This window comes from Mucilaginibacter sp. (assembly GCF_036383575.1).
Classification (GTDB): domain Bacteria; phylum Bacteroidota; class Bacteroidia; order Sphingobacteriales; family Sphingobacteriaceae; genus Mucilaginibacter.
Map to the genome: position 1 here is coordinate 1 of NZ_DASVOB010000062.1, position 9,955 is coordinate 9,955.

The 9,955-nt window shown below is 41.1% G+C and carries 11 protein-coding genes; all 11 read left to right on the top strand.

Annotated features, from left to right (window positions below):
* Positions 1–111 precede the first annotated feature (111 nt).
* A complete protein-coding gene (bamA, locus tag VF500_RS02145; protein ID WP_330858098.1) occupies positions 112–2,664 on the top strand; it encodes an outer membrane protein assembly factor BamA in 2,553 nt (850 codons plus the stop codon).
* Between the two features lie 16 nt (positions 2,665–2,680).
* Positions 2,681–3,211 carry an OmpH family outer membrane protein gene (locus VF500_RS02150; protein ID WP_330858099.1) on the top strand — a complete coding sequence of 177 codons (531 nt, stop codon included), beginning with the start codon at positions 2,681–2,683 and terminating at the stop codon, positions 3,209–3,211.
* Between the two features lie 48 nt (positions 3,212–3,259).
* The gene (locus VF500_RS02155) at positions 3,260–3,772 is read left to right on the top strand and encodes an OmpH family outer membrane protein (protein ID WP_330858101.1); all 513 of its coding nucleotides are present in this window, start codon (positions 3,260–3,262) and stop codon (positions 3,770–3,772) included.
* Positions 3,773–3,997: 225 nt separating this feature from the next.
* A complete protein-coding gene (locus VF500_RS02160; RefSeq protein WP_121231459.1) occupies positions 3,998–4,510 on the top strand; it encodes an OmpH family outer membrane protein in 513 nt (170 codons plus the stop codon).
* Between the two features lie 66 nt (positions 4,511–4,576).
* Positions 4,577–5,422: a glutamate racemase gene (gene murI / locus VF500_RS02165; RefSeq protein WP_330858102.1), complete on the top strand. Its 846-nt coding sequence runs from the start codon at positions 4,577–4,579 to the stop codon at positions 5,420–5,422.
* A gap of 242 nt (positions 5,423–5,664) precedes the next feature.
* The gene (gene nuoH, locus VF500_RS02170; protein WP_330858103.1) at positions 5,665–6,735 is read left to right on the top strand and encodes an NADH-quinone oxidoreductase subunit NuoH; all 1,071 of its coding nucleotides are present in this window, start codon (positions 5,665–5,667) and stop codon (positions 6,733–6,735) included.
* A gap of 103 nt (positions 6,736–6,838) precedes the next feature.
* Entirely contained in the window at positions 6,839–7,429 is a 591-nt protein-coding gene (locus VF500_RS02175) for an NADH-quinone oxidoreductase subunit I (RefSeq protein ID WP_330858104.1), read from the top strand.
* Positions 7,426–7,974 (top strand): NADH-quinone oxidoreductase subunit J, encoded by a 549-nt coding sequence (locus VF500_RS02180; RefSeq protein WP_330858105.1) that lies wholly within the window; start codon positions 7,426–7,428, stop codon positions 7,972–7,974. Before VF500_RS02175 ends, VF500_RS02180 begins: the two co-directional genes overlap by 4 nt.
* On the top strand, positions 7,971–8,276 hold the full coding sequence (gene nuoK, locus VF500_RS02185; RefSeq protein ID WP_330858106.1) for an NADH-quinone oxidoreductase subunit NuoK: 306 nt from the start codon (positions 7,971–7,973) through the stop codon (positions 8,274–8,276). Before VF500_RS02180 ends, nuoK begins: the two co-directional genes overlap by 4 nt.
* A 33-nt stretch (positions 8,277–8,309) precedes the next feature.
* Positions 8,310–9,023, top strand: a complete 714-nt coding sequence (locus tag VF500_RS02190) for a hypothetical protein (protein WP_330858107.1) — start codon at positions 8,310–8,312, stop codon at positions 9,021–9,023.
* Positions 9,020–9,955: NADH-quinone oxidoreductase subunit L (locus tag VF500_RS02195; RefSeq protein ID WP_330858108.1), on the top strand; the 936-nt coding region annotated here is incomplete at its 3' end. The genes VF500_RS02190 and VF500_RS02195, both read left to right, overlap by 4 nt.

The window sequence follows — 9,955 nt, forward strand, 5'->3', positions numbered from 1 at the left end:
CAGAAACGCGAGCGCCGTTTTGGCTTAACAAGTGAGCAGGTGAACTAAATTTTTACTTTTAACAAATTTTAACAACTGTATAAATTATTTTTAGCCCACTAAAATATTCGAATGTATAAATTTCTTTTTGCTATTCTTTTCTCGGTTTTGGCTACTACGGCTTTCGCCCAGATATCCAATGGGCCGAGGCCTACACTTACAAAATCGATACCGGCTGATAGTTTAAGTTATCTTAATCCTAAGGATTATATTATTGGTGGTATTTCGGTTAGTGGCGCAAAATATCTTGATAAAGACATCCTTATCCAGTTATCTAAATTAACCAAAGGCGATAGGATCAACCTTCCCGGCGAGCGTAATGCCGAGGTAATTAAAACCTTATATCAACAGGGGTTATTTGATGATGTTCAACTAAACATCACCAAAATCAATATGGATACCATTTACCTGGAGATCGCTGTTTTGGAACGCCCTCGTTTATCACGCATGCACTTAACCGGCATCCGCAAAGGAGAGATTGAAGATGTTCAGAAAAAACTGAATGATCGTGTGGGCAAGATCGTAAATGAAAACCTTATCAGTACTACCACTGCTATTATTAAAAAGCATTTTAACGAAAAAGGGTTTTTAAATACCACCGTTACCATTACCCAGCGTAAAGATCAGGGTGATGTTAACAGCGTTATATTGGATGTTGCCATTGATAAAAAGACCAAGGTTAAAATTAACGATGTTATTTTTGAAGGTAATAAGGCATTTAGCACCGGTACCCTGCGCGGCTTTTTAAGTAAAACCCGTAAACGCAAATGGTATAACTTATTTGGTTCAAAGAAATTTAAACAGGATAAATACGAAGAAGATAAACAAAACCTTGTTGAGAAAATGCAGGGCAGGGGTTATCGTGATGCCGAGATACTGAGCGATTCGGTATGGAAACATGACGATGAAACCGTAAACGTAAAACTTAAAGTATACGAAGGCCCTAAATATTACTTCGGTAACGTTAAGTTTTCGGGTAATGCTAAATATAATGCCGACCTGTTAAACAGGATCCTCCATGTTAAGAAAGGCGATGTATTTAGCGAAGATGAATTGAACAAGCGTTTAAGCGGGCCTACACCGGGTAATGATGACGTTTCATCTCTTTATTTAAATGATGGTTACCTTACCTTTAATGCCGATCCGGTACAAACAAGGGTATATAACGATACTGTAGATGTTGATGTAAGGATTTACGAAGGCCCTCAGTATACCATTAACCGCGTTATGTTAAAAGGTAACGATGTTACCAATGATAAAGTGGTAATGCGTGAGATCCAGACTAAACCAGGTCAAAAATTCAATAAAGATCTGTTGATCCGTAGTGCGCGTGAAATTGGTCAGCTGGGTAACTTTGATGAGCAAAAAACTGAGCCGAAGCCAACCAACATCAATCCGCAGGATGGTACTGTTGACTTGGTTTACAACGTAGTTGAAAAACCTTCAGACCAGATCGAGCTTTCGGGTGGTTTTGGCGGTGGTCAGCTGGTTGGTACCTTAGGCTTAACCTTTAATAACTTTTCAATCCGCAATATATTCCACCTTAAAGCTTACAAACCGCTGCCAAAAGGTGATGGTCAGAAACTGAGCTTAAGGGGACAGTCAAGCGGTCGTACTTATCAAAACTTCTCGTTCACGTTTTCTGAGCCATGGTTAGGTGGTAAAAAACCGATCTACTTTGCGTTATCAGCTTATACACAGGGAAGCTCAACCGGTCAGTACTATCCAAAATCAAGCCCTTACTACAATAACCTGCGTATTAATGGTGTGGGTGTTACATTGGGTAAACGTTTGAAATGGCCTGATAACTATTTCCAGCTAAACTACTCACTTAATCTTGATCATTATAACCTTGATAACTATAGTAATTATTTATTTACTAACGGTACCTCTTTTAACATCAAATTAACACAGGAGCTTACCCGTAACTCAATTGACGCACCTATCTTCCCAACACAGGGTTCAAATATTAAATTTACTATACAGGCTACTCCGCCATACTCATTGTTTAATAATATCAACTATAAAATAGCTACTCCGGAAGAGCGTTACCATTTTGTTGAGTATTATAAATTTAAATATGATGCGCAATGGTTCTCGAAACTGGTAGGTAAGTTTGTATTGATGTCGCAGGTAAGGTTTGGTTTCCTTGGCCAGTACAATCACCTGGTTGGCCCATCTCCTTTTGAGCGCTTTAAATTAGGCGGTGATGGTATGCAGAGTTACCAGTTTTTGCAAGGCAGCGAGATCATCGGTTTACGCGGTTACCAAAACTTCTCCATAGTGCCTGAAGGCTCAAACGAAACTCAAAATAACAACACAGGTAGTGCTATCTATAACAAGTACACGCTTGAGCTTCGCCACCCGGTTATTGCAAGCCAGTCGGCAACTATATTCCTGTTGGCTTTTGCCGAAGGTGGTAACGCCTGGAATCAGTTTAGCCAGTTTAATCCGTTTAACGTAAGGCGTTCGGTAGGTGTGGGCGCAAGGATATTTTTACCTATATTTGGCTTGCTTGGGTTAGATTATGGCTATGGCTTTGACAAAATACCGGGACAACCGGATGCAAATAAAGGCCAGTTCCATTTTACAATTTCTCAGAGTTTATCCGGCGGATTTAATTAATTTGCGTACCGAATATATGAAGAAGATAATTTTAGTGGCCTTTTTAACGTTAACTGCTTTTGCAGGCGCTTATGCGCAGCGTTTTGCTTATGTTGATTCGGAGTATATACTAAAGCACATGCCCGAATACGCTTCATCACAAAAGCAACTGGCTGCATTATCTGATCAGTGGCAAAAAGAGGTTGACGGTCGTTTTCAGGAAATTGACCGCCTGTACAAGGCCTACCAGGCCGACCAGGTGTTGATGACCCCTGATATGAAGAAACATCGTGAGGCCGAAATAGTAGAAAAAGAAAAGGCGGCGAAGGATTTTCAACGTCAAAAGTTTGGTCCGGATGGGGAGCTTTCACAAAGAAGCACCGCCTTGATTAAACCAATTCAGGATAGAGTGTCTAAAGCTGTACAAGCAATTGCTGAAGGCGATAACCTGGATATGATCTTTGATAAAAACAGCGAGGTGATCATGTTGTATGCCAGTCCGCGGTATGATAAAAGCGCGGATGTTATAACCAGATTAGGACTGAAGCCTGGGGTATTTGCTAAATAATTTGAATTAAAATAAATCGAACTATTATTTAAACACAGAAAAAGGAAAATGAAAAAACTATTTAAAGTTGCCTTAGTTGCAGTAGGTTTGTTATTTGCGGGCAGCTTTGCAAACGCTCAGACTAAGATCGGTCACATCAACTTCAATCAGCTGATTGATTTGATGCCCGAAACCAAAACTGTAACAGCTTCGATCCAGGCTTATCAAAAAACATTTGTTGATCAGCTTACTACAATGAACAACGAGTACCAGGCAAAAGGCCAGGATTATCAGTCAAAAAGGGCATCAATGACTGATGCTGTACGCACTGCTAAAGAAAATGAGCTTACCGATATTCAAAAACGTATGAATGATTACCAAAATAACGCCCAGCAACAAGTTGATGCTAAAAGGCAGGAATTAGGTAAACCACTTATTGATAAAGCTACTCAGGCTGTACAGGCTGTAGCCAAAGAAAAAGGCTATGCTTACGTATTAGATTCATCACAGATCACTTTATTGGTATCTCCTGATGCTGATGACCTGATGGCTTCTGTGAAATTAAAATTAGGCTTGAAATAAAAATCAAAAAAGATATAGAGAAAGCGCCCTGATTAAACGGGACGCTTTTTTTATGTTTACCAATCAAATTACATATTGTTATTTTAACCAGGCAATGATAGCCGCCAATGTTCCTGTTCATTGCAAAGCTATTTCCGGGTTAGTTCATGAGTAATTTGCAGATATACGTTACAAAAACAAACAGATAATTATTATCCATTATTAAACACAGGACACAAAACAAAAATGAAAAAACTATTTAAAGTCGCCTTAGTTGCAGCAGGTATGTTGTTCGTGGGTAGTTTCGCTAAAGCGCAAACAAAAATAGGTTATGTTAACTTCAGTCAGGTTATTGATCAGATGCCTGAAACTAAAACTGTTTCAACAACATTACAAGCCTATCAAAAAACATTCATTGATCAGTTAACCACTATGAACAATGAATTGCAAACCAAAGGTGCCGACCTGGATAAAAACGCATCTACAATGACAGATGCAGTACGTCAGGCAAAAACTTCTGAATTGCAGGATATCCAAAAACGCATGAACGATTATCAAAATAACGCTCAGCAACAAGTTGATGCTAAAAAACAAGAATTAGGCAAGCCAATTATTGATAAAGTTAGCCAGGCTGTACAAGCGGTAGCCAAAGAAAAAGGTTATGCTTATGTATTGGATTCATCACAAGTGAGCATGATCGTATCTCCTGCAGGTGACGATTTGATGCCAGCTGTGAAATTGAAATTAGGTTTAAAATAAGATCACCTTTAAGTAAATTATACAAGAGCGTCCCGTAATTACGGGGCGCTTTTTTTATGTTTGTATATGTCAAATCAACCCATTGGTATTTTTGATTCGGGCTTTGGCGGGTTAACCGTATTTCGCTCTATTATTGAGCAGCTGCCCGGCTATGATTATATTTATATGGGCGATAATGCCCGTGCACCCTATGGCAACCGCTCATTCAGCACCATACACCAGTATACCTGGGAGTGTGTGCAGTGGATGTTTGACCAGGGATGCCCGCTGGTGATCCTGGCGTGTAACACAGCATCGGCCAAAGCGTTGCGTACCATACAGCAGCAAGACCTTAAGCACATAGATGATACTTCAAAAAGGGTATTAGGGGTGATCCGCCCGACAGCCGAGATCATTGGCGATTATACCAAAACCAAAGAAATTGGCGTGCTTGGTACAAAAGGCACGGTACAGTCGGGCTCATACCTTTTAGAGATCAATAATTTTTTTCCCGATATAAAAGTTTACCAGCAGGCCTGTCCGCTTTGGGTGCCGCTGATTGAAAACGGCGAATACGATAAACCTGGTGCCGATTTCTTTGTGCAGCTATACTTGGATCAGATCATGGCACAATCGCCAAACATCGATACCATTTTGCTGGCCTGTACACATTATCCTATTATCCAGGACAAGATCAATGCACATTTGCCCGAAGGTATTAATGTAGTTGGTCAGGGCGATATTGTAGCTAAAAGCCTGGTTGAATATTTAAACCGTCATCCCGAAATTGAGCAAAAACTCAGCAGGAACGGTGAAAATAAGTTTTATACTACTACTGATGATACTGCCGATTTTGATCATCATGCCTCGCTATTCTTTTCGGCCCCGGTAAAATCTACGTTTATATCGGCTAATGATTTGGTGAAGTGTTGAACCATGATTTTTAGGATTATAGGATGACCTTGATATAAGGTCATGTGCTTAATGCAACTGGATGGTTTATATCTTGCATTCGGGCCACAAGGTTCAGCTTTGCGGCAACATTAGTATAAACAATGTATCATGTAATCTTTAAATCAAGTAAATCATGGTTCTCCTATCAACTTAATATATAATTTAATCATTCTAAATAACTCAACATTTAGTAAGTTTGCACCCTTAAGCAAATATTCCTGTTGAACTATTATTTTACATATTTTATCGCGGCAATTGGGTTGTTCAGTTTTTCGGCCTTTTTCGCTTTATTCGGAGTATATGCCGAGCGTAAAATATCAGCATTTATACAAGACAGGCTTGGCCCCACCGAGACCGGAAAATACGGCTCACTGCAAACACTGGCCGATATTTTAAAGATGCTTCAGAAAGAGCTGATCATCCCGGCGGCAGCTGATAAATGGCTGTTCATGCTGGCACCTGCGGTAATATTCATTGCCGTGTACCTTGGCTTCGCCGCGCTACCCTGGGCACCCGGACTTATCCCTTCAAAAACTAATATTGGCCTGTATTACATCTTCGCTATTATCTCTATTGAAACATTAGGGATCCTGATGGCGGGCTGGGGTTCGAACAATAAATATTCTATACTGGGTGCCATGCGTTCAGCGGCACAGATCATTTCATATGAGATCCCGGCGGGCTTCGCCATTATATCGGTAGTGATGATAGCACAAACGCTGGATTTGCAAGCGATCTCGGCACAGCAGGGAATCCTGGCAACCGAAAAGATAAAGTTCGCCGGCTTTTGGGATGTATCTCAAATAGGTGGCTTTTTTAGCTGGAATGTTTTCCGCGCACCACATTTATTGATCTCGTTTGTGATCTATTTTATAGCTTCACTGGCCGAAAGTAACCGTGCCCCTTTTGATATCCCGGAGGCGGAGTCGGAGTTAGTTGCCGGTTTCCATACCGAGTTTACGGGGATCCGCTTTGCGCTGGTATTTTTGGCCGAATATTCGATGATGTTCCTGGTATCTATGATAGCAGTGATCTTGTTTTTAGGTGCCTGGAATACGCCATTACCTAACATAGGAGGCGTTAAACTGGCAACATGGACAACCAATGTGGCGTGGGGTATATTTTGGGTGGTGATAAAAACATTAGCCCTTGTAGGCGTACAAATGTGGATCAGGTGGACATTGCCCCGTTTACGGGTTGACCAGCTGATGAACCTTTGCTGGAAGGTATTAACCCCACTGGCTTTTGCCTGCATGCTGGTATCGGGCGTGTGGCGATTGTGGTTGATGTGATTGGGGAGAGAGATTAGAGGTTGGAGTTTAGAGATTAGGAAAAATAGTAATACAATATAAAGTAACATAGGAAATTCAGGGTAATCCTTAAATCCTAAAAATCATGGTTCAGAAAGTAATAAAAGCGTTTACAACTGCATGGAAAGGTTTAAGCCTTACCATACGCCACCTTTTTGCGGGTAACGGCAAAAGGGAGATTGTGACCGTAAGCAATAGCAATTACTTTAAGCAGCTGGAACATGGTACCAATACTATCCAATATCCTAAGCAGCAACTGCCGGTGCCTGAAGTAGGCCGTTACCAGCTGGATGTGGAAATGGACGATTGTATAGTATGCGACCTTTGCGCAAAGGTTTGTCCGGTGAATTGTATCGATATTGAATCGATCAAGGCTACGGAGGCTATCGGCCAAACATCCGATGGTACAACCAAGCGCTTGTATGCCGCCAAGTTTGATATTGATATGGCGAAGTGCATGTATTGCGGTCTATGCACTATAGTGTGCCCAACCGAATGCATCACCATGACCAACCAGTATGATAAAACCGTTTTCCAATTGAGTGATTTGGTTTACCAGTTTTCAGACATGACGGCTGAAGATGCCGCCGAAAAGCGTGCCCTTTTTGATAAGCAACAGGCCGAAAAGCAAGCTGCCAAATTAGCTGCCATGAAGCAAAAGGAGGGTGGGGCATGAGCTTAGTGCGCGTGTTGTTTTATGTGATGAGCTTTATCGCGGTGAGTTCGGCCCTTTATGCTGCGTTAAGCAAGAACCTGGTCAGGAGTATTTTTATATTTTTTGTGACCTTGTTTGCACTGGCTGGCTTGTATGTACTGGCCCTTGCCGATTTTGTGGCGGTAACACAGGTGGTGATTTATGTAGGAGGGATCCTGGTGCTTATACTTTTCGCTTTCATGCTCTCCGGCCGCGAAACCTTGAATGTGATCCAAAAGCAAAAAGGGAAATTCATTAACATGGCTAAAGTACCGGCAGTTATACTGGCGGTGTTGTTTTTAGCGGTCATCGTAAATATTATCCTTAAAGCAGATGCCGATAACCTGCCATGGGTAAAGCAGTCCATCGCGCAAAAAAATGAGATCGTACCAACTACGTTGATGACCGAGAATATCGGCATTAATTTAATGACCACTTACCTGCTGCCTTTTGAGGCTATTTCTGTTTTATTGCTGATGGCTTTGGTGGGTGCGGCGCATTTATCACGTAAGGAGGGCAGGGCATGATTACATTAACCGATTTTTTACTGGTGGGTGCATTATTGTTTTGTATTGGCATGTACATGATCGTGTCTAAACGCAATTCGATACAGGTGTTAATAGGTATTGAGCTGATGCTGAACGCTGCTATTTTAAACCTGGTAGCTTTTGGAAAATATGATAAGCTAAACAACGGCGGGCAGGTATTCGCCCTGTTTGCTATTGTGCTGGCGGCAGCAACAACGGCGGTTGCCCTGGCTATTATCCTGAATGTTTACCGGAGATATAAAACCATTGATCCGGATGAGATTAAGAATTTGAGGAATTAGAGAATGAAGAAGCTGAGTATTATACTGTTTTACATGGGTTTATTGCTGCCGGTTGTTGGATTTGCTCAAAAAGCAGATTCTTCAAAAAATACCTCTGTAAAAAAGATTTATGATCTGATACACATAAAAGGTAAACCGCTTATAGTGATTGATGGGATTATTTATGATGAAGATAGCAAGCCGTTTGATACAAATAATATAGCTGCTATTGAGGTTTTAAATCCTCCGGGATCAGAAAATATTTATGGCAAAGGAGCTAAAGATGGAGCTATCTTAATAAATACTAAAAGCCTTCAAACAGCTCCTACTGATACTTATGCCTCAATTAAATTAGATAGTATTACATACGTTTTAAACGGGAAATCGTCTACCGAAAAAGAATTAAAGACCCTGGATCCAAATAATGTTTTGAGCATTAGTATTCTAAAAAATGCTCAGGATTCACTTTCCAACGGATCTCAAAGGGGAAAAACGCTTGTGGTTATTACCAAATCATATGCCATTAAAAGTTATCAGGCTAAGTTAAGCAGTCTTTCTAAGCAGTATGAACAGTATCTAAAAGCGTATCATAATGATGATAAATTATTGTTCATAATTAATGGCGTGAAATATCCATTTTCTTCGCGAGAGAGAATTGAAAAACTGTATAACATATTTTTCAATGACGGAGCCTCTAATAAATTTGAATTAACCTATGTTTCAGGAATTGACTCAATACCTTCTTCTCTAAATATTAATACCAATTGAGTAGCTCATTACCATATACCGATACCATCATCAGCTACACCGTAGCAGCTGTGGCTTTGCCGTTGTTTGCTGCTTTGATCAATTTTTGTCTGCCGGTAAAAAGTAAATTGGCTGGCTGGATATCAATATTGGCTATTTTGATAGGGTGTGTTTTATCAGCCATAGTATTTGCAAGGGTGTGGAACCAGCAACCGTTGCATATTCAAACGCTTTGGTTTACCATTGGCACTACCAAAGTCTTTGCGGGCATCCTGCTTAATAACCTTTCAGCGCTGATGTTGCTACTGGTATCGCTGATCGCTTTGCCGGTGCATATCTACTCTACTGCATACATGAAGCATGACGACAGGTATAGCCGCTACTTCACTTACCTCAGCTTCTTTTGTTTCAGTATGCTGGGTTTGGTTGTGGTGGATAGCCTGGTGCTGTTCTACGCTTTCTGGGAGCTGGTGGGTTTTTCGTCATACCTGCTTATTGGCTTTTGGTTTACTAAGGATAAGGCGGTACAGGCTAACAAAAAAGCCTTTATCATGAACAGGGTTGGTGATATCGGTTTGCTGAGCGCAATTATTATCATTTTTGCCCAATTCCACACGTTTGATATAGCCGAACTTTTTATTACCAATAACCTGGTTTTTAAATCTGTCGTACATGATGGTTTATGGATCTCAGCTACAGGTCAGATGCCAGCTATCTGGCAATACATTGCCTGGTTGGGTGTGTTTATGGCTGTTGCAGCTAAATCGGCACAGTTCCCGCTGCATACCTGGCTGCCCGATGCAATGGAAGGCCCAACTTCGGTTTCAGCGTTGATTCACGCGGCTACTATGGTGGCCGCCGGGGTATTTTTGCTGGGCAGGGTTTACCCGCTGTTTACTGATACAGAACTGACTGTTTTGGCCGTCATCGGCTGTTTTACCGCTTTTATGGCG

Bases quoted from the DNA above. Each gene is read 5' to 3' on its own strand.
- bamA (WP_330858098.1), top strand. From the start codon at position 112: ATGTATAAATTTCTTTTTGCTATTCTTTTCTCGGTTTTGGCTACTACG.
- VF500_RS02150 (WP_330858099.1), top strand. From the start codon at position 2,681: ATGAAGAAGATAATTTTAGTGGCCTTTTTAACGTTAACTGCTTTTGCA.
- VF500_RS02155 (WP_330858101.1), top strand. From the start codon at position 3,260: ATGAAAAAACTATTTAAAGTTGCCTTAGTTGCAGTAGGTTTGTTATTT.
- VF500_RS02160 (WP_121231459.1), top strand. From the start codon at position 3,998: ATGAAAAAACTATTTAAAGTCGCCTTAGTTGCAGCAGGTATGTTGTTC.
- murI (WP_330858102.1), top strand. From the start codon at position 4,577: ATGTCAAATCAACCCATTGGTATTTTTGATTCGGGCTTTGGCGGGTTA.
- VF500_RS02175 (WP_330858104.1), top strand. From the start codon at position 6,839: ATGGTTCAGAAAGTAATAAAAGCGTTTACAACTGCATGGAAAGGTTTA.
- VF500_RS02180 (WP_330858105.1), top strand. From the start codon at position 7,426: ATGAGCTTAGTGCGCGTGTTGTTTTATGTGATGAGCTTTATCGCGGTG.
- nuoK (WP_330858106.1), top strand. From the start codon at position 7,971: ATGATTACATTAACCGATTTTTTACTGGTGGGTGCATTATTGTTTTGT.
- VF500_RS02190 (WP_330858107.1), top strand. From the start codon at position 8,310: ATGGGTTTATTGCTGCCGGTTGTTGGATTTGCTCAAAAAGCAGATTCT.